The organism is Enterococcus sp. AAFC-DPL-5146 (assembly GCF_058216635.1).
On sequence record NZ_CM177103.1, the window covers coordinates 559,983 to 580,182 of the forward strand.

The window sequence follows — 20,200 nt, forward strand, 5'->3', positions numbered from 1 at the left end:
CCAATCATGTCATTAACACCAAATTATTTAGAAAACCGTATCTGTTTAAATGTTTTAGCCAACTCAGTAGAAAATGCGAAAGACTGTTATGAAGCCGCAGAAGGCCATATCGTACTAGGCGTTCTTTCGAAAAACTATCCAACGGATGAAGCCGCAATCGAAGCGATGAAAAAATACGCCGCTGAAACCAACAATGCCTTATCCGTTGGGCTAGGAGCCGGAGATCCCAATCAAAGCCAAATGGTATCAAGAATCTCAAAAGAATTACAACCGCAACATGTGAACCAAGTCTTCACAGGTGTAGGGACTTCTCGCGCGTTATTAGGACAAAATGACACCATTGTAAACGGATTAGTTTCACCAACAGGAAAAGTAGGCATCGTAAACATCGCAACTGGACCACTAAGCTCACAAACACCAGCAGGAGAAGTGACGATTGAAACAGCAATTCGTTTATTGCAAGATATGGGAGGCAGTTCGATCAAGTTTTTCCCAATGAAAGGCTTAGCTCATATCGAAGAATACAAAGCAGTGGCAAAGGCTTGTGCCAAATATGATTTCTACCTAGAACCAACAGGAGGCATTGATCTAGAAAACTTTGAAGAAATCGTGCAAATCGCAGTGGATGCCGGGGTGAAGAAAATCATTCCACACGTCTACAGCTCAATTATCGATTCAACAACAGGAGATACCAGACCAGAAGATGTGAAAACGTTGCTTGGGATGATGAAAAATACATTGAAAAAATAAAAGCTGAATGAGCTGGTTCAGCACGGACAGAAAAATAGGAAAACTTGACTGTGGCGCTTTCTGCCGCAATCAAGTTTTGTCTTTTTTCCGAAGTACAAGCTCGTGAAGCTAGAGAAAAATAAAGAAAATAAGTTAGGAAAAGCTCAATCACTTTTCCTAACTTATTTTTATTTACTAAGAACCTCTTTGATTTCCTGATAGTACTTTTTAGTTAATCGATTATCTTTATTTGTATAAAAGTAGGTTTTGTCTTTAGTTCTTATTTCCAAAATCGGTTTTCTATTTTCAAATACAAGCAGATAGGCAGGCTCACTATTGACTTGAAATTCTCCTGTTAAATAATTCTCTGTCGCTGTACCGTATACTTTAACTCTATCTTTAGGCAATTTATCTACCAGTTCAGCAGATTCAATCTCGTTCCAATCGATTTTCCTAGGTTGAGTTAACGGCGCAGATAGAGAAATACCATTGCTGGAAGTCGATAATTGAAATGGATTTGCTGAAAAATCACCAATCAATAAAGGAACACTGGCTGCAACCAATGCGATTAAAACCGAAATTCCCGTGATCCCCATGATTATTTTACCAGAAAGCAGGCCTAAATTTATTGTAATATTCATTCCTACACGATCAGGGATAAAAATTCGTTTATCATTTGGGTTTATATAAATTGCATATTTCCAAAATTGATCTTCATCGCTATAACGATATTCTTTTGCCATTGAAATCAGCTGATCTTGTTTTTTTCTAGCCGAGAATAAATAGTAAAATGTAAAAACCACAAATCCAAGAATAATTACGGCATAAACAATTGAGAACACCATCATCTTTTCATAAGGAATCGTAACCGTAATAGCAGGCATAAAGGCTAAGGAACTCATAACTAATCCTAAAGCAGCCATTAGAACGGACCAGTGATGACGCATTTGGTCATTTACTTTTTGATTGATGGTATTATCGCTTGTTAATGGTTTGACTGGAAAACGGGCGATAAAATAATAGAAAAGTAAAAACATGCTAGTTGTTAGAATCGAAACAACGCATAATATCCAAGTACCATTAGCCAAACCAAGTGTTTTAAGAGAATAAATACAACCTGAAAGAGTAAGCAAAATACTTGGTAAAAACCACCAAATAGAGATCAATTTACGGTTTTTATTTGCAACCAGTGTGGTATCTACTAAAATCGGACTTGTAGGCAACAACCAATTATTCTTTACTTTTACTGCGGTCATTTTACGAATATACACGATTTCTAGATAATGAAACGTGCCAATAAAAATAATAAATATCGCCAGAAAATAAATAAGAGTCAAAGAATCATAGGGAATCGCTAAAATCGGTAAAGCGATAATAATAAAGGAAGAGGCCAATTGAAGCAATCTTTTTTTATAGGTTATCCTTACTTTCAGAACTTGTTTGTCTTGAAGTTTGTCTTTGGGTAAAGTCGTTTCTAAAACAACATTTTTATGTGGATTGGCAGGTATTCTTCCTGAAAATGCCATTAAAAAACCAATACCAATTAATAATAAATATAGAAAAAAATTCATTTTCAACACCCCTTTTACTGTTCAAATTTTTTATAAATCAGTCTGACTTTTTCTTGTACTTCTCTTTCTGAAAGTTGATGAATGGAGGCTTCAGCTAATAATAGTTCCAAGTCTTTTGTAAATTTTTCTTGAAATATTGGATTTAGTTCTTGTTCTTCAGCCACTGTTGTCCCATTACGGCGATCGGTTAAAATATAACCATCTTGTTTCAATAATGTATAGGCTTTTGAAACAGTCATCATATTCACCCCAATTTCATCTGCCATTTGTCGAACAGAAGGGAGAATTTCGGCAGGTTTTAGTTTTTTTTCAGCAATTCCAAGAATAAGTTGATTGCAAATCTGTTGATAAATAGGTATTTGACTCTGACTATCTATTTCTAATAACATGAGATCACCTCTTTTGTGCTTTGTATTATATATATTAATACAGGTGATGCAAAATAGCGAATTATATTTGCTAAAAGCTTGAGGGATTGAAAATTCAGGCATATAATGGAAAAGAAATGTTATGAGCGAAAGGATGAATAAATATGTCAATAATTGAACCAACAGTTACCAAAAAATTTCACGATACATTTATGGGAAACAACAAACAAAACGCCCTACAACGAAGCGTTGTCAAAAATGGAATTACGGCATCTGGGCAAAATCAAAGTGCTGAAGTAAACAATGTTCCTGTATTTTCAGTGGATATCACGACTGGAAAAGTAGCCAACCAAAAACAAAGCGGACGTTGTTGGATGTTTGCAGCCTTGAACACATTTAGACACAAAATGATCAACAGCTTTAATTTAAAAGACTTCGAACTTTCTCAAAACTATACATTTTTTTGGGATAAATATGAAAAATCAAACTATTTCTATGAGAATATTATTGCAACAGCTAGTGAAGAATTAGATAGTAGAAAAGTGGCATTCTTACTAGCGACACCTCAACAAGATGGTGGACAATGGGATATGATTGTTTCTATTTTCCAAAAATATGGCGTTGTACCGAAAACAGCTATGCCAGAAAGTAGCAACAGCTCCAATTCTAGAGATTTAAACAATTACTTAAATAAAAAATTAAGAAAAGACGCAACGATTTTACGTGAGTTAGTCGTTAGCGGAAAAACATCTGAAGAAATTCAAACAGCGAAAGAAACAATGCTAGGCGAAATCTATAACTTTTTAGCGATTTCTTTAGGCACACCACCTGAAACATTCGATTTTGAGTATCGTGATGAGGAAAAAAATTACCACTTAGATCAAAACTTAACACCACAAACGTTTTATGAAAAATATGTTGGTGTGGATCTTAATGACTACGTAAGTGTGATTAATGCACCAACAAAAGACAAACCGTATAATCGAACATACACTGTAGAAATGTTAGGCAATGTTGTGGGTGGAAAAGAAGTGAAGTATATCAATGTAGATATGACAACATTCAAAAAATTAGCCATAGCTCAGATGGAACAAGGTGAATCTGTTTGGTTTGGTTGTGATGTTGGTCAATCTTCTACAAGAGACAGCGGGATTATGTCCTTAGACGCATATGATATGAATGATTTATTCGATATCGATTTTACGATGACGAAAGCACAACGTTTAGATTTTGGTGAAAGTTTAATGACACATGCGATGGTTTTAACAGGAGTAGATTTGATTGATGGAGAGTCAACCAAATGGAAAGTAGAAAATAGCTGGGGTGAAAAAGTCGGCGATAAAGGATTTTTTGTGATGAGTGATGCTTGGATGGATGAGTATACGTATCAAATAGTTGTTCGTAAAGAGTTTTTATCATCAGAATTACAAGAAGTGTGGAAACAAGAGCCAACAGTTTTAGCTCCTTGGGATCCAATGGGTGCGTTGGCTTAGAAAAAAACATTATACTACTTGTTTAATAACGTTTATTTTTCTATCTTTTATAAGATGGATGATTTTTACCTGAAGTATATGGTTGTTTTCAAAAAGATTTAGCTCTATTATAATTTGTGTGAAAAAAGAAAGACGCTGACATTACTACCGCCTAAAGTAAGTAATATCAACGTTAACCGATTCACTTGGAATCTTTTTTTGATAAAGTAAGTGTATCATATGTTGATTAGATTTACAAAATCATGATGCGTAAATTTCAGAAATTATTTGGTCAAAATAATCTTTAGTACATAATAAAATAATTTTAATCAAAAATAATGAGAAAAATTAATAGTAAAAAGAGTGAATTGTGAGATATTTAGATTGCTATAAAGTAGTGAATAATCTGATATAGAAGAAGTAATTTTTTTATTAAATTTTATTTAATAAAAAATTTTCTTCTCCTATTGAAAAATAGTTGATTATGGAGTAAGATAAAAATAGCTTATGTAACAAAATAAAATTAAATAAAATAACTTTTGATAGGCAACGCCGGTTGCGTATCTTTATAAGTGTGAATCAACAATTCTTAGGCCGTAGATAGAATTGTTGATTGACACTTTTTTATTTGTTTTGTAACTAGCTTCAAGGGCTAGCACGCTGAGCTTTTAAATTTAAGGAGGATTTTATATGAACAAGGATTGGATAAAATTAATGATTGGTGCATTTTTCGAAGTATTATGGGTTATTGGTATGAAACATAGTACGACTTGGTGGGAAATTTTACTCACAATTATATTTATTTTCATCAGTTTTTACGCTTTGATTCAATCAGGAGAGACGCTACCTGTAGGGACGGCATATGCAGTATTTGTTGGTCTAGGTACAGCAGGGACAGTGATTACAGGGATATTATTCTTTGGCGAAGAATTTAAAATTTCTAAAATCTTATTGATTGCGGTCTTGTTGATTGGCGTTATGGGACTAAAATTTGTGACTGGTGAGAAAGGAGCGAAACAAAAATGAGTTGGTTATTTTTAATTATTGCAGGTGTTTTTGAAATGTTAGGGGTCGGATCAATTAATCGTTTCAATACAAACAAAGATAAAAAATCTTTATTTTTGTTATTTCTTACCTTTGGAAGTAGTTTCATTTTCCTTTATTTAGCAATGAAGGTTTTGCCTATGGGCGTATCTTATGCCATTTGGACCGGTATTGGTGCCGCTGGAGGAGCTATTTTAGGGATGATTTTTTATGGAGAATCTAAAGATTGGCGTAGAATCGTTTTTATTGGAGTAATTTTAGCGTCAGTGATTGGATTGAAACTAATCGGGTAAGACTTAATAATACGTGTAGAAGCGTTATTGATAATCAGCAGGGGATAATAAATGAAAGAAGAGCTGAAATCTTTTAAGATTTCGGCTCTTCTTTCATTATTTATTGTAGAATACGTACATATCTAGTTGCAAATTCATTATTGTAAGAGACACCGCCTGCGTTTGTACCGACATCCCAATTAGCAGACCAAGTCATCAAACCTTTGATTGGATTTCCATCTTTAGCTAACTGATCAAGCGCTTTATAGACAGCGCTTGGATCAATCACATAGCCGCTGCCGGCACCATCAACATTAGCTGGAAGTCCAAGCACTAATTTGTCATTTGGAATCTTCAAGAATGTCCGTGAGCCGTGAATCATTGAATCAGACATATAATAGAGAAACTCATACTTCATAGCATCATTACTTTGAGGGATCCATTTATTGATTTCATCTACCCATACACCATCTCCACCTTGATTATATAATTGCGGTGCAATGTAATCATAATAACCCGCTAAAGAAGTAATGTACTTTTCATATGCACCCCCTGGTTTTAAATAAGGAAATTCAGGAGCCATGGTAATGATGAAATTCTTCCCTTGTGCTTTGTAATAGTCTTTGACCTTTTTTAAAGCAGAAGGAATAACTGTTTGATTATCTCCGGCTGTAATGGCAGACTGTTCTAAGTCAATATCAAGTCCGTCAAATCCATAGGTTTCCACTTGACGAATGATTTCATCAGCAAAGGCTTGTTCATCGCCTTTTTGTAATTGAATATGAGCGTCAGCTCCGCCTAAAGCAAGTAGAACAGCTCGCCCTTGACCATTTAGTAAAGCAACATCTTGGCGGAAAGCGGCATCTGTTTTGTTATATGGAGCAAATGTAGGTATTCGACTCACACCGTCACTTTTCATAAATGACACGGGAACAACATTATAGGCTTTATTAACTTCAGACAATGAAACGTTTGCTGATGTTCCCTGTTTATATCCGTCTTTTCCTTTAGATTCCCAGTTATGCCAATAACCGACAAGAACTTTTTTATTGGCTACACTGACCATCTCACTAGCAGAATCAGCCGCTTCAACAGTTGAAGTTGCAAGGAAAGCTCCGGCAATCACGCCAGAAAGTAATAAAAAGCTAGGAATCAATTGTTTGATTTTCATATATACTGCTCCTTTGAGTTTAAGTTATATGTTATTTTACGTTGACGTCGATTGCTTGATAAAAAGCATTTGTTGTATCGTAAACATTCCAAACAGCGTAAATCACATGATAACCTTTGCGGTCACTTGGAACAGTAATTGTATGACTGACTGATGCTTCAGGAATTGTCGCTTTGTCATCTACTCGACCAATTAAATCAAAATTCTTGATATCTAGTGGTTGATTTGGATTCCAGCCTTGTTTTGTCATATAGTAATCCCATGTTGATGTTCTGTGGCGAGCTGTCAATGTCCAGTTGAGTAAAAGTGGGCCGGTTGTAATATCAGATTTATACCAACGATCTGCTGTCTGAACATCTAATGGGTCAAATCCACTGACACCAGCACTAGCTAATTTTCCTGGAATAAATGTATTTTTAGTTGTTTCGATACTTTGAGGTTCCCACTCTGCACGACCAACGTTTTTATTTATTTTTCCACCTTGGCTACTGCCAAAGTACGCACGACTCCCTGGCGATGAAACATATCCGTGAGCATGTGTAATAGTTGATGAAATCGATAAACCTCCTACTAGTAAACCAAGTGTAAGTACTGTTTTCAGCATTACTTTTTTCATTGTGATTCCTCCTAAAGTATTTTTTTGTAGCGCTTACAACCGTAATGTAACATGCTGTTTTACATTATTCAAATGATATGCAACTATTTTTTAAATAATAATTTTAGAGGGAAGAGTCTGCTAATAAAGATGATTTTTATTCTGCCAAAAGAAGCCATTAATTAGGAAGAGGTGGGTTGGGTTCTCCTAATCAATGACTGCTATAAAAAAATTAATGTTAACGAACCAGTGATTTCTCATCTTTGGCAATCACTTTTAATAAGCTATGATTATTATTAAAGGTTGCAAAAACTTTGGCACTGTTAAAATCAGGTACTGTTAGGTTTGGTGATTTCATAAAATCATTGAAGGCTGCTTCATAGGCTAAAAGATCCAACATATATAATGATTGATAAGATCTATTTAAAGCCATTCCTTCTGAAGCTAAATCAAATGCTGTTGCATAATTTTTAATCAACGAATAAAATTTAGCTGTATTAAAGAAGATTTTGGTCGCTTCAATAGGCATTTTAATAGTCATTTTTTTCAACATATCAATTGATTTTTCATAATAAACTTGTGCTTTATCTAATTCATTGGCCATTTCATAAACAATCCCTAAACTATTGACAGAAAGAATAGCATAAATAGAATTTGAATCTCCAAGTTCATCAGCACGATAAAAGTAAAATAGACTATCTGTTGTATTGTTGAAACCAAGTAAGTTAGTAATTCCCATAAAATAGAACCAGCGAACTTCCAACTCTTTATTTTGGAAGTCAGCAACATCAATTGTGCTTTCTTTCAAAATTGAATGAGCTTCTTTGTGCTTAAATGTATTACATAATTCTTCCACGTGGTTCAATAAAGAAGTTAACTTTTTTTCATCGTTATCATCTAATACACTTTCAAGACTGAGGTTTAATCTTTTGCAAATGGCATCAAGGATCTCAAGGCTATCGCAGACGTTTTTATTCTCGATATTACTAACAGTTCCCTGCGTACAAATTCCGGCGGCTAAAGTGACTTGCGACAATTTTTTTTGTTTTCTTGCTAAACGTATGATGTCTCCTTTGATTTTCATATATTTCCCCTCTATTTTTAAGCGTTATAGTTCTAGTTTTATATAATAGTATGGTATTATCGTTTTAGAATCAACTAATTTTTTGGAGGGATAACGATGGAAACGCTTTTAAATCTATTGAATGAAGTGATTGTCTACGGTAATACTGGGCACGTATAGTGTGAAAAAATTAGTGAATAGAGTTTTTTTTTTAACAAATAGGTGGAGCGGGAAAACTTTTCAAAACCAGAGTTATTTACTCTTTGGACTTGAAAAGTTTTTTTATTATATATGAAAAATGCTAATTTAGATAAGAAAAATATGTAAAAAAAACATTTACATATAAAAAATAGCAATCATATCCTGATTTGTAATAGTATAAAAATGGCTTATTTTTTTCTCATCAATTTAGCATGTTATGGTATAATTTAAACAGTTATGCAAGTCAAAAAGGAGGAGATCCCGTGGCAAAAAAATTTACAACCCCTTACGAAGTAGCCTATTATGATGGCGATATTACCAGAAAAATGACGATTCCATCTATGTTGGCAGTAGTCATTAAAACTTCAGAAGAACAGAGTGATGACTTAGATAGAGGGGCTGATTTTGTTGCTTCGTTTGGTCTGGGCTGGGTCATTACCAATTATGAAATTCATATTACTCGTTTACCCAAGGTTGGAGAAAATATCGCTATAACGACCCAAGCAATGGCTTATAATAAATACTTCTGTTATCGGAACTTTTGGATTCATGACGAACAAGGTAATGAATGTGTATTAATCAAGGCTACATTTGTCTTAATGGATAGAGAGAATCGAAAAATGAGTAGCGTATTGCCTGAAATTATTGAGCCATATGAAAGTGAAAAAATCAATAAAATTTATCGTGGGGAAAAAATCGAAAAAGTTGAAAATGGTGAATTTTTACCGTATCGCGTACGTTATTTTGATATTGACGGAAACCAACATGTCAACAACGCTATCTACTTTAACTGGCTACTGGATGTTTTAGGTTATGATTTTTTAAGCACAAATGAGCCGACATTTATCAATGTAAAATTCGATAAAGAGGTTGAATATGGTCAAGTAGTAGAAAGTCACTATGATATGCTCGACACTGCAGAAGGCAAAGTAACACGTCATGAAATTCGAATTGATGGCCAAATCTATTGTGAAGCAAATATGAAATGGAAAAAAAGCGAGTAACTAATTCGTTTAAAATAGCTTTTATTTTAAGATCGAGACAACTTTTTGTTTTGTCTTGATCTTTTTTATTATAAAATAAAAGTAGAAACTGTCAGTCAAATGCTCCATACATAGATAGTAGTTGGATAAAAATAGAAAGGAAAATATGTGATGATTCGATTAGGTTTAACTTCATTTAACGAGCATGATAAATTAACCGGAAAAAAGCGTTCGACATTATATGAATACGCTGGATATTTACCTCTAGTTGAGATGGACACAGCCTATTACGGGATTCCAAGACAAGATTCTGTGAGAGAATGGGTGAAGGCGGTTCCAGATGGGTTTCGCTTTGTTATGAAGGTTTATAGCGGCATTAGTTGTCAAGGTGAATGGCAGCAGTATTATCAAAACGAGGAAGAAATGGTTGAGGCATTTTTGACCAGCATGCTGCCAATGATCGAAAGTGGCAAACTTTTTACGTTTCTAGTTCAATTTTCTGGAACATTTAGTTGTACAAAAGAAAATGTTCAGTACTTGGAAAAGATTCGCCAGTGGTTTACAGGAGTTCCTGTTGCGATAGAATTGCGAAATGGTTCTTGGTATACAGAAAAATATATCAAGCAAACATTATCATTTATGAAAAACAACGAGTTTGCACTGGTTGTTGTTGATGAACCACAAATCCCAACCAATCCAGTTCCGTTTTTCCCATTTGCAACAAATGACCAATTTACGTTATTCAGATTTCATGGACGAAATGCTGCAGGTTGGATGGCAAATGATAAGGATTGGCGTAAAAAAAGAACCCTCTACCGCTATAATTCAGAAGAAATTGCGGATCTAAGTGAAGCAGTCGAGAAATTAGCTCGTGAAACAAATGAAGTTGGCGTGATCTTTAATAATAACTCCGGGGGTGATGCAGCAGGCAATCTATTGGAAATGAAAGCTGCATTAAACATAGAATATGAGAATTTGAATCCAAAACAAATGGGTTTATTTTAAACATAAAAATAGTAGGTTAAACAAGGAAAGGAATACTATGATAAAAGCAATTTTCTTCGATATCGACGGTACATTGGTGAATAACAATGCTAAGGCTTTGGAATCAACGAAACAAGCAATCGCCAAAGCCCAAGCAAAAGGAATCATCTGCGGTATAGCAACGGGTCGAGGACCAGTTCACTTAAATCAGCAAATTGATGAGATGAATTTTGATGTTTTTGTTACCTACAATGGTCAATTAGTTTATACCAAAGAAACAACGATTAGAAGTGAAGCTTTCGCTGAGGAAACACTGAATAGAATTGTTTCTTTTTCTGATCGTTATCACCGTCAAATTATGTTTGGCAGTAGACGAAGTCTAGAAGGTAGTTCATTAATGCGCTTTGGACAAAACAAATGGGCGAAAAAAATAGTCCGTTTTTTACCGAAACATTTTCCTACAAACATTACCAAAAATTTGATTAGTCGATTTTCTATTCATAGGAAAGAACAACGATATCGTGAACTTGATATTTTAAAAGAGCCGATTTATCAATGTGTACTTTTAAGTCCTACATCAGAGACTGCGTTTTTAAAAGAAAGATTACCAGATTGTCATTTGACACGTTCAAATCCATATACTGTGGATATTATTCCAATAGGTGGGTCAAAGCTTGTAGGCATTCAAAAATGTGCAGATTATTTTGATATTTCTTTACAAGAAGTGATGGCTTTTGGTGATAGTTGGAATGATTTAGAAATGTTAAGCGGTGTTGGTATTGGTGTAGCAATGGGCAATGCGGAGGAAGAAATCAAAAAAGCGGCGAAGTACGTGACGAAAAATAGTGGAGAAGATGGGATTTATCATGCGTTGATGCACTATGGTGTTATTAACTAGTTTCAACCATCGGATTGTGTCAAAAATTGCATGCACATATATTTCTATTTTTCAGTCAAGACGAAAGAGCCTATTTAGCTTTTAAATTTAGGAGGAATCCAATGAAAATTGATAATCCATTTGAAAAAACAGAAGCATTTCACAAGCAATTCGACAACAGGAAACCTCAAATTCCAACACGATTTTCAGCTAAACAAGCAGCTGATCGAGCTGGATTTAAAGCAGAAGAATTAGTAGAATTTTTATATGGAGCAGCGAATAATGATCCAGCTACATTTAAAGAATTAGTAACGCAATTAAAAGAATCTGTTGATCAAGCTGAAGAAAAGGTTCTTAAGAAGCAAAAAGAAGTAACTGATCCTTTGGTTGACCAAGTAGATGCCTTAATTGATTTATTGTATTTTACTTATGGTTCATTTTCTTTATTAGGTGTGGATCCTACAGAAATTTTTTCTATTGTCCATGAAGCAAACATGGGAAAACTCTTTCCAGATGGAACCCCACATTATCATCCAGTGACTCATAAAGTCTTGAAACCAGATAATTGGGAAGCCGATTTTGCACCAGAAACAAAGATTAAAGCAGAGTTGGAACGTCAAAAAAAAGCTGCTGAAACGAATTGAAAATATTAAAAAAGAGCTAACGAGAAATTAACCTCTCATTAGCTCTTTTAAATGCTCTGATATAACTAGTCAAATGACATCCAAAAATTTTTTTGATAATAACGAATCCACACCACACTAATAATCACTATTGTTGATAAAACACTTAAATTAAGTGGCCAAAACGGTAAGTTAATTGCAGCAAAACCATATAACATCAAAACAATCACACTGACAAAAATCGTACCTAACATTGTAACCACCAGTCCCAAGTTTCCTGCACCTCTATTAAAGAGCTGATTGATGTTTGTCCAATCCAATAAAATAAAGCGATAATCTCTAGAAAAAAAACGTATACAAAGCAAATAACTTCCTAAAAGAGACCCAATCAATAAAGTAATAATAAACAAGATTGGAAGATGTAAAAGCAACCCACCAGCTAATGAGATACTTCCAGTTAAAATAAATTGAATTGTAAAGCCGACTAAAAATTTTTGTTTCATATACATATGCATTGAAATAGGAAGTGAGCGTACAAAATTAAAATTTTCCTGATCCAAAGAAATTAGATTACTGATAAATGACGTTTGATTGACTGTCATAAAAGCCAACGCAATACCACTTAAAAAGACCAAACCGATAAAGCGAATGTCTAAGGTGCTTAAGTTCAATGAACCGCTAAATGCAAAAGTCACGATAAAAATCAAAGGCATCAATAAAGAGCCTGACAATACTTGCATAATTAAATTAGGTTCTTTTAGTAATTGTTTATTGTACTCTATAAAAAGTTGTTTTATATTTTGGTTGGGTTTATGTTTCCTACGATTTGAATCCTTAGCAGAAGAAGCATCCGCTAGTTGATTATAAAGTTTAGGTAAAATAAATATTTTGATGGCGCTTAACAATCCCAAAAATAACAAAAGCAAGCCAAGAAAACTGATTAGACCACCAACTGAAAAAGGTGTTGATATAATACGAAAAATCGGCAATAACACATAAATTGGATTCCGGTCAATATCTCCTGCTTCGATACTAGAACTTTCAATATTCATAAACATAATGCCAACAATTGCAATGGTCATTGAAATTCCTAACAGTAAACTTGTAACAACTTTTTTATGTTTTTTGAAAAAATTAGTTCGAGTCAATCCAAAAACAATTAAACAACAAATGGAAAAGACTATTGCTAACATTAAAACAAATAATACTATTGATAAAACAATCGTAATTGGTAGAAAAACTCCCGAACGCCAACCAGTCAACAAGAAAACGACGAGCATTGGAAAAACAAAAGGCGTGACAGTTAGTGCAACAACTAGGATTTTTGCTGAAAAAATAGTACTTTGACGAAAAGGTAAAGGTAAATATGCAGTCAAATCCTGACTTTCAAAAAAAACGTTATAAATGACAGAGATTCCCTGCGAAAAAGCTAAAATACTAAATAACGTCACATAATAAGTAAAATAGCCTGGCATCTTACTAAAATCGATAATAAACATAGTCAAACCATAAATAAATAAAAATAGACCACCAGAAAGTAAATATTGATTGATTAATGATCGTGTCAAAGCTTTGCCGCTTTTGCCTTTTTTTCGTGCTCGATCAGTTACTTGCGGATTAGCATAACGCAAATTTACTCGTGTCAGCTCAAGCAGTTGTTCTTTATTCATAAGAATCACCTTCAACTTGCGCTAATACTTGCGAATCTGATTGACGTCCAGTCATTTTTAAATAAATGGATTCTAAAGATTCATTTGGAGACTGTGCTAATAATTCATCAACAGAGCCATTATAGATTAGCTCTCCTTTTTTCAAAATAGCTAACTCATCACATAATTGTTGTGCGGTATCTAGCGCATGAGTGGAAAAAATAACCGTTTTCCCTTTGGCTGCATGAGTTTTCATCATTTCTTTTAGATCAAATGCAGCTTGTGGATCTAATCCTTGTAGCGGTTCATCCAAAATCCAGATATCAGGATCAGGCAATAATGCACCGATAATAATTGTTTTTTGGCGCATCCCATGAGAAAAGCTAGCTAACGTTTCATCTTGATGACTAAGCATATCAAATACAGAAGCCAGGTCATTCAAACGCGTTTGTTTTTGTTGGGCATCAAGTTCATAAGCAGCCCCTATTAAATCCCAATATTCACCTGCTGTTAACTGCAGAAAAATGTCTGGTGTATCTGGAACGTAAGCAATTTTTTTCTTGATAGCCTGACGATTTTTTGATAATTCTAAACCATCAACTGTGATTGAACCGCTAGATGGCTGAATAATGCTTACCAAACTCTTGATTGTCGTCGACTTCCCAGCACCGTTATGTCCAAGAAAACCAAAAATCCCTCCTTGTTTGATTGTTAAATTTAACTCTTTTAATGCTTGTTTTGTGCCATAATTTTTACTAACCTGTACCAACTCAATCATATTTTCCCCACCTTTTCATAATGTATATTACTTATATTGTACTCTAGTCATTTCAAGAAGAAAATGCTTTCTACTAAAAAACGCAGCAAATCCCTATAATGAGAATTACTGCGCTTTTACATTATTGACTATCCTTCAAAAAAAGTCTGATACAATGCCTGAATCGCTTTTTTCTCCTGATCTTCACGAATGCCGAACATAATACTAACCTCAGAAGAGCCTTGGTTAATCATTTCTAAGTTGATTTTGTTGAGAGCTAAAGCAGCTGTACTATCTGCCATGACCCCGATTCGTTGGCGCATACCTTCACCAACCACCATAAGCATTGACAAGCCATGTGTGATCCGCAGTTCATCTGGTTCAAGTTCACGTTCTAGTCGTTGCATCAATTTTTCTTCAATATCAATTGTTAATTGACGTTCTCTTAAAATAATCGAAATATCATCAATTCCAGAAGGCATATGCTCATAACTTAGGCCTAATTCCTCAAGAATTTGTAATAAACGACGGCCAAATCCCAACTCTCTATTCATTAAATATTTACTGATATAAATACTGGCAAACCCTTGATCGCTAGCGATTCCAACCACTGGATCATGTGCGATTGTTCTGGAAGTTGTAATCAATGTTCCAGGATGCTCTGGATTATTGGTATTTTTGATAACGACTGGAATACTTGCTCGATAAGCTGGCATCAAGGCTTCATCATGAAGTACAGCAAATCCGGCATAAGCTAGCTCACGCATTTCACGGTAAGTTAGCTCTTTAATTGTTTTTGGTTCTTGAACGATTCCAGGATGAGCAACAAAAATACCGTCAACATCGGTGAAATTTTCATAGATATCCGCTTGTACTCCTGCTGCAACGATTGATCCTGTGATATCTGATCCACCTCTGGAAAATGTACAAATCTCGCCTGATTCTGTGAAACCAAAAAAACCAGGGATCACTAAAATCTCTTCTGTATCTTTAAATTGATTGATTTTACTAGAAGATGACGGTAAAATACGAGCATTGCCAGGTTCATCTGAAACAATAATGCCAAGATCTAAAGGATTTTTATAACAGGCATTTAGTCCACGTTGCTGGAAAAAAGATGCAACTAGTTTAGCGTTGTTATCCTCACCACTAGCTAAAAAAGCATCCAAAAGATGGGGATTATCTTCTTTTGGTAAGGTTGCTAACTGTTGAATTGCCGATTGAATATCATTCAACACGTCTTTACTGATACCAAGTTCATCTAAAATCGCTTCATAACGATCAACAATCTTTTCGATGAGTTCATTGGTATGTTCATTATTTAAATAAGCATTATAGTAAGCAATCAGTAAATCAGTTACTTTAATATCTTCTGAAGAACGTTTGCCAGGAGCTGAAACAACCACGAACTTTCGTGAAACGTCTTCTTTTACGATTTGTAAAACTTTCTCTAATTGTGTAGCAGAGGCTAGAGAGCTGCCTCCAAATTTTATGACTTTCACTTTTTTCACTCCTAATTTTAATAGATTTTTCATTATAATAGTAAAAGAATACCGAAATATTGTATGAAAAGCAATAACCAAATAGACAAATAATCTTTAATTTTCGTTATTTCACAACAAATTTCTTCATTTTTTTTAAAACTTTTGTTAGACTAGTAAAGTTGAGTAAGAACAGGTAAAAAAAGGAGCACCAAAATGATGCAAAAATATAAAGGCATTATTTTCGATATGGATGGCGTGCTAGTCGATAGTGAAGAGTTTTATTATCAACGCAGAAAAGCTTTTCTTAAAGAATATGACCTATCTATTGAACATATTCCAATCCCATTATTTGTTGGAGCGGATATGCGAAGTTTATGGGAGACGATTTTTGAAGTTAATGATACAATCTATAGTGAAGCATTCTTAAGTGAGAAGTATCATCAATATAAAATCGAACATCCAATTGATTATAGTGACGCAATTGATCCAAATGCGAAAAGAGTTCTGCAATTCCTTAAAAGAAAAGGCTACAAAATAGGTTTGGCATCATCATCAATGATGGACGCGATTCAAGAAGTGCTAAATGTCGGTCAACTAACCAGTTATTTTGATGTGATTGTAAGTGGCTCACAATTTAAAAAAAGCAAACCAGCACCGGAAATTTATGAGTATGCTGCACAAGAATTAGGTCTTGAAGCTAAGGAGTGCTTAGCAATCGAAGATTCTGAAAAAGGAATCCAATCTGCTCATGATGCAGGCATAACTGTATGGGCATTGGAAGATAGGCACTTTGGAATGAACCAGCAATTAGCCGATGCGCGGTTAGAGACATTAAGTGATGTGTGCAAAAAGTTGCAAGAGTTAGAGGAAATCGGTTAAACTAACTAATGATTGGGATGGATTTGTTCCAATGTTACAAAGTCAAAACATTTCGCGGAAAATTACAAATTGTTAGTGCTTGATGGCATGATTTGTGATATAATTTTCTGTAGGTGTTTTTAAGGAAATTTAAGTAGATAAGAGAATATTGTGACAGCAGATAGAAGGTTTTTCGTTATATATCGGCTGTTGCATATCATATATGGACTAATAAACGGAGGAACCATGAATGAAGAATAATCTGATCATTATCGTAGTTTTAGCTATAATAATCATCGCAGCTGTCTTGTATCTAGTTGGTTATTTTATGAGAAAGAAAAATCAAATGAAACTCGATGATCTCGAAAAGAGGAAAGAAGAACTATTCGACTTGCCGGTGATCGAAGAGGTCGACGATGTCAAAAAAATGCACATGGTCGGGCAAAGTCAGAATACATTTAGAGAATGGAATCAGCGTTGGACCGAGATTTCTACTCGCTCTTTTGCAGAGTTAGAAAGTCAGATTTTTGAAGTTGAAAACTTAAATGAAACCTTCCGTTTTATGAAAGCAAAAAAAGCAGTTGCTGAGGCTGATCAGACAATGTCTGAAATGGAATCAGAAGTTGAAATCATTCGTAATGGTTTAAAAGAACTGCGTGAAAGTGAAGAACGTAATTCATTAGAAGTGCAAAAGGCATTAGATGTTTATGAAGAAATCAGTAAATTACTTCATGATGAAAAAGCAGAATTCGGTTCAGCTTATCCTGAATTGCAAAAGCAAATCAAAAATATCGAAATTGAATTTACTCAGTTTGTGACATTGAATACCTCTGGGGATCCAATTGAAGCTCGTGAAGTATTGGAAAATGCTGAACGTCACACATATGAATTAGACGATGTGATGAAACGTATCCCACCGCTTTATGATGAATTGAACCGTACATTCCCAGATCAATTGAAAGAGATTGAAGAAGGATATAAACGTTTGCTTGCAGATCATTATGTCTTTCCTGAAAAGAACTTTGAAGATGAATTGAGACGTGTACAAAAACGTGTGAAAAATTCAACAGTCGATTTAGAGAAGACCGAAGTAGATGCGGTAGAAGTTGCGAATCGTGATACAGCTAATGCAATCGATGCGTTATACGAAATCATGGAACGTGAAATCAATGCGAAGAAATATGTCCGTACAAATCACAAAGTTGTAGGTGACTATATCGCTCATGCATTGAAAAATAATAGACAATTGATGATCGAATTAGATCATACGTCACAAAGTTATACCTTGAATCATAATGAGTTAGGCCGTTCAAGAGGTTTCCAAACAGAAATCGAAGAACTAATCCGCCGCTATGAAGATTTTGAACCAAAATTAAAAGAACATACTATTCCATTTTCAGAAGTTCAAGCATTCTTTAAAGACTGCTATAAAATATTAGATGACATCGAGAACCAACAAGTTGAAATCGATGATTCATTAAAAGAATTACGTAAAGGTGAAAAAGTAGCTCAAGAAAAAGTGGATCAATATGATTTCCGTTTACGCAATATCAAGCGACATGTTGAAAAACAACGATTACCTGGATTGCCTGCTGATTACTTAGAATTCTTTTTTGTAGCAACAGATCGTATTGAAGAATTAAGCAAAGCATTAAATAGAATTCGAATCAATATGGAAGAGATTAAAAAACTATCTGATCTTTGTAACGAAGATTTAGACTTACTAGATAAGAAAACCAACGATTTAGTAAACTCTGCAGCATTAACAGAACAAATGATGCAATATGCAAATCGTTACCGTCACACTCACGAAGCAATTCGTATGGCGATGGAAAAGAGTTTAGAACTATTTTCAAAAGAATACAGATATCAAGATGCTTTGGATGAGATTGGAACAGCACTTGAACGAGTAGAGCCAGGGGCATTTAGAAGAATCGAAGACTTTTACTTCAATAATCTTGATGCAATTTAACTAATCAAGGGCGAGACAATTGTCTCGCTCTTTTTATTTGAGTTATTCTGAGTGATTGGTTGATCCATAAAAATAGAAAGTATATAAATAGGAAAGAATTTCAAAAGAAGAAGGTTTTTAAGATGATATATTTTGATAACAGTGCAACAACACCGATTTATCCTCAAGCTTTAGATGCATATGTAAAAACGAGTCAGCGGATTATTGGAAATCCATCAAGTTTACACAATTTGGGAATCCAAGCAAACCGTCTGTTAGAACAAGCACGCAAACAAATTGCTGATTTAACTCAAGTTGAGCCAAGTGAAATTTATTTTACTAGTGGTGGAACAGAAGGTGATAACTGGGTATTAAAAGGGACAGCCTTAGAAAAAAAAGAATTTGGCCGTCACATCATTATCTCCAGTATTGAGCATCCCGCTGTTTCAGAAACGGCAAGACAGTTAGAAGAAAATGGATTTGAACTATCAATCGCGCCCGTTGATGGACGTGGATTCGTATTAGTTGAGGAATTAGTTAAATTGATCCGAAAAGATACGATTCTTGTTTCAATCATGGCTGTTAATAATGAAGTAGGATCGATTCAACCGATTCAAGCAATCAGCGACTGTTTAGCAGAGTATCCGAAAATCCATTTTCATGTAGACGCTGTACAGGCAATTAGTAAAGTTCCTCAAGAACAATGGTTAACACCACGTGTAGATTTTGCTACGTTTTCTGCTCACAAATTTCATGGACCTAGAGGCGTTGGATTTATCTATTGGAAACAAGGACGTAAATTAGCGCCATTATTAAATGGTGGGGGACAAGAAAATAGTCAACGAAGTGGGACAGAAAATATTCCAGCAATCGTTTCAATGGCTAAAGCACTACGCTTATATACAGATAAGAAAAGCGAAAAACCAGAACATACTGGCATGATTCGCCGATATTTAATCGAAGCGTTGCAAGAATATACAAATGTTACGATATTTTCAAAGGAAACAGCTGATTTTGCTCCTCATATTTTATGTTTTGCGTTAAAAGGAGTTCGCGGGGAAGTTCTAGTTCATGCATTGGAAGAAAAGCAAATTTATACATCAACAACCAGTGCTTGTTCCAGTCGGAAAAAATTAGCAAGCAGTACGTTACATGCAATGAAGGTGCCGGATTCCTTAGCAACATCAGCTATTCGTGTCAGCTTAGATGAAAGCAATACAATTGCTGAAGCAGAACAGTTTATGATTATCTTTAACCAGCTATATAAAAAATTCTCGGTTCTAATAGGAAATTAAATGTAAAAAAGAGTGAGTTAGCATTTGCTAACTCACTCTTTTTTCTATGTTCTAAAAACCAACTGCACAACTGGTAGTTTCATAGAACTAGTAAGTATTTCATCAAAATTAAGTGTTTCGCAATGTGTTAGTTATTTAAAAGGAAAAAGTAGTCCAAAGATATTTCGTAGGTATACAAGCTTCAAATATCATTGTGGAAACAGAAAGTTGTGGTGTTGCGGCTGTTATCTGGACACAGAAAAAAACATATAAA

General features: G+C 34.6%; 19 protein-coding genes and 1 pseudogene. 12 read left to right on the forward strand and 8 right to left on the reverse strand.

What is annotated here, in order from left to right:
* Positions 1 to 6: 6 nt before the first annotated feature.
* Positions 7 to 750 carry a 2-dehydro-3-deoxy-phosphogluconate aldolase gene (gene dagF, locus AC4BB2_RS02525; RefSeq protein ID WP_490473048.1) on the forward strand — a complete coding sequence of 248 codons (744 nt, stop codon included), beginning with the start codon at positions 7 to 9 and terminating at the stop codon, positions 748 to 750.
* Between the two features lie 167 nt (positions 751 to 917).
* On the opposite strand, the gene AC4BB2_RS02530 is transcribed toward dagF, so the two are convergent.
* Positions 918 to 2,300 carry a hypothetical protein gene (locus AC4BB2_RS02530; protein WP_490473882.1) on the reverse strand — a complete coding sequence of 461 codons (1,383 nt, stop codon included), beginning with the start codon at positions 2,298 to 2,300 and terminating at the stop codon, positions 918 to 920.
* A gap of 14 nt (positions 2,301 to 2,314) precedes the next feature.
* A complete protein-coding gene (locus AC4BB2_RS02535; RefSeq protein WP_490473883.1) occupies positions 2,315 to 2,689 on the reverse strand; it encodes a GntR family transcriptional regulator in 375 nt (124 codons plus the stop codon).
* Between the two features lie 143 nt (positions 2,690 to 2,832).
* Between AC4BB2_RS02535 and AC4BB2_RS02540 the strand changes: the two genes are divergently transcribed.
* The 3 genes from AC4BB2_RS02540 to AC4BB2_RS02550 all read left to right on the forward strand — a co-directional run bounded on the left by AC4BB2_RS02540 (position 2,833) and on the right by AC4BB2_RS02550 (position 5,477).
* Positions 2,833 to 4,161 carry a C1 family peptidase gene (locus tag AC4BB2_RS02540; RefSeq protein WP_490473884.1) on the forward strand — a complete coding sequence of 443 codons (1,329 nt, stop codon included), beginning with the start codon at positions 2,833 to 2,835 and terminating at the stop codon, positions 4,159 to 4,161.
* A 669-nt stretch (positions 4,162 to 4,830) separates the two neighbouring features.
* Positions 4,831 to 5,166, forward strand: a complete 336-nt coding sequence (locus tag AC4BB2_RS02545; protein ID WP_490473885.1) for a DMT family transporter — start codon at positions 4,831 to 4,833, stop codon at positions 5,164 to 5,166.
* Positions 5,163 to 5,477, forward strand: coding sequence for a DMT family transporter (locus AC4BB2_RS02550; protein WP_490473886.1), 315 nt, complete (start codon positions 5,163 to 5,165; stop codon positions 5,475 to 5,477). The genes AC4BB2_RS02545 and AC4BB2_RS02550 overlap by 4 nt, the downstream gene beginning before the upstream one ends.
* Positions 5,478 to 5,577: 100 nt before the next feature.
* Here AC4BB2_RS02550 and AC4BB2_RS02555 read toward each other — a convergent pair whose 3' ends face one another.
* From AC4BB2_RS02555 to AC4BB2_RS02565, 3 genes are all read right to left on the reverse strand, one after another.
* Positions 5,578 to 6,627 (reverse strand): glycosyl hydrolase family 18 protein, encoded by a 1,050-nt coding sequence (locus AC4BB2_RS02555; protein ID WP_490473887.1) that lies wholly within the window; start codon positions 6,625 to 6,627, stop codon positions 5,578 to 5,580.
* Positions 6,628 to 6,658: 31 nt separating this feature from the next.
* Positions 6,659 to 7,243 (reverse strand): lytic polysaccharide monooxygenase, encoded by a 585-nt coding sequence (locus AC4BB2_RS02560; protein ID WP_490473888.1) that lies wholly within the window; start codon positions 7,241 to 7,243, stop codon positions 6,659 to 6,661.
* Between the two features lie 217 nt (positions 7,244 to 7,460).
* On the reverse strand, positions 7,461 to 8,306 hold the full coding sequence (locus tag AC4BB2_RS02565; protein WP_490473889.1) for a helix-turn-helix domain-containing protein: 846 nt from the start codon (positions 8,304 to 8,306) through the stop codon (positions 7,461 to 7,463).
* Positions 8,307 to 8,749: 443 nt separating this feature from the next.
* On the opposite strand from AC4BB2_RS02565, the gene AC4BB2_RS02570 reads away from it, so the two are divergent.
* From AC4BB2_RS02570 to AC4BB2_RS02585, 4 genes are all read left to right on the forward strand, one after another.
* Positions 8,750 to 9,490, forward strand: coding sequence for an acyl-ACP thioesterase domain-containing protein (locus tag AC4BB2_RS02570; RefSeq protein WP_490473890.1), 741 nt, complete (start codon positions 8,750 to 8,752; stop codon positions 9,488 to 9,490).
* A gap of 150 nt (positions 9,491 to 9,640) precedes the next feature.
* Positions 9,641 to 10,474, forward strand: a complete 834-nt coding sequence (locus AC4BB2_RS02575) for a DUF72 domain-containing protein (protein ID WP_490473891.1) — start codon at positions 9,641 to 9,643, stop codon at positions 10,472 to 10,474.
* 37 nt (positions 10,475 to 10,511) lie between these two features.
* Positions 10,512 to 11,351 carry a Cof-type HAD-IIB family hydrolase gene (locus tag AC4BB2_RS02580; protein WP_490473892.1) on the forward strand — a complete coding sequence of 280 codons (840 nt, stop codon included), beginning with the start codon at positions 10,512 to 10,514 and terminating at the stop codon, positions 11,349 to 11,351.
* Between the two features lie 101 nt (positions 11,352 to 11,452).
* Positions 11,453 to 11,974, forward strand: coding sequence for a pyrophosphohydrolase domain-containing protein (locus tag AC4BB2_RS02585; protein ID WP_490473893.1), 522 nt, complete (start codon positions 11,453 to 11,455; stop codon positions 11,972 to 11,974).
* A gap of 65 nt (positions 11,975 to 12,039) precedes the next feature.
* On the opposite strand, the gene AC4BB2_RS02590 is transcribed toward AC4BB2_RS02585, so the two are convergent.
* The 3 genes from AC4BB2_RS02590 to AC4BB2_RS02600 all read right to left on the reverse strand — a co-directional run bounded on the left by AC4BB2_RS02590 (position 12,040) and on the right by AC4BB2_RS02600 (position 15,861).
* A complete protein-coding gene (locus tag AC4BB2_RS02590) occupies positions 12,040 to 13,623 on the reverse strand; it encodes an ABC transporter (RefSeq protein WP_490473894.1) in 1,584 nt (527 codons plus the stop codon).
* Positions 13,616 to 14,380, reverse strand: a complete 765-nt coding sequence (locus AC4BB2_RS02595; RefSeq protein WP_490473895.1) for an ABC transporter ATP-binding protein — start codon at positions 14,378 to 14,380, stop codon at positions 13,616 to 13,618. Before AC4BB2_RS02595 ends, AC4BB2_RS02590 begins: the two co-directional genes overlap by 8 nt.
* Before the next feature lie 128 nt (positions 14,381 to 14,508).
* Entirely contained in the window at positions 14,509 to 15,861 is a 1,353-nt protein-coding gene (locus AC4BB2_RS02600) for an aspartate kinase (RefSeq protein ID WP_490473896.1), read from the reverse strand.
* A gap of 195 nt (positions 15,862 to 16,056) precedes the next feature.
* Here AC4BB2_RS02600 and AC4BB2_RS02605 point away from each other — a divergent pair, with 195 nt between their 5' ends.
* From AC4BB2_RS02605 to AC4BB2_RS02620, 4 genes and pseudogenes are all read left to right on the forward strand, one after another.
* The gene (locus AC4BB2_RS02605) at positions 16,057 to 16,722 is read left to right on the forward strand and encodes an HAD family hydrolase (protein WP_490473897.1); all 666 of its coding nucleotides are present in this window, start codon (positions 16,057 to 16,059) and stop codon (positions 16,720 to 16,722) included.
* A gap of 229 nt (positions 16,723 to 16,951) precedes the next feature.
* The gene (gene ezrA / locus AC4BB2_RS02610) at positions 16,952 to 18,673 is read left to right on the forward strand and encodes a septation ring formation regulator EzrA (protein ID WP_490473898.1); all 1,722 of its coding nucleotides are present in this window, start codon (positions 16,952 to 16,954) and stop codon (positions 18,671 to 18,673) included.
* A 122-nt stretch (positions 18,674 to 18,795) separates the two neighbouring features.
* Positions 18,796 to 19,947, forward strand: a complete 1,152-nt coding sequence (locus tag AC4BB2_RS02615; protein WP_490473899.1) for a cysteine desulfurase family protein — start codon at positions 18,796 to 18,798, stop codon at positions 19,945 to 19,947.
* 87 nt (positions 19,948 to 20,034) lie between these two features.
* Positions 20,035 to 20,184: pseudogene (locus tag AC4BB2_RS02620) on the forward strand (transposase); the annotation flags it as partial.
* Between the last annotated feature and the right edge of the window lie 16 nt (positions 20,185 to 20,200).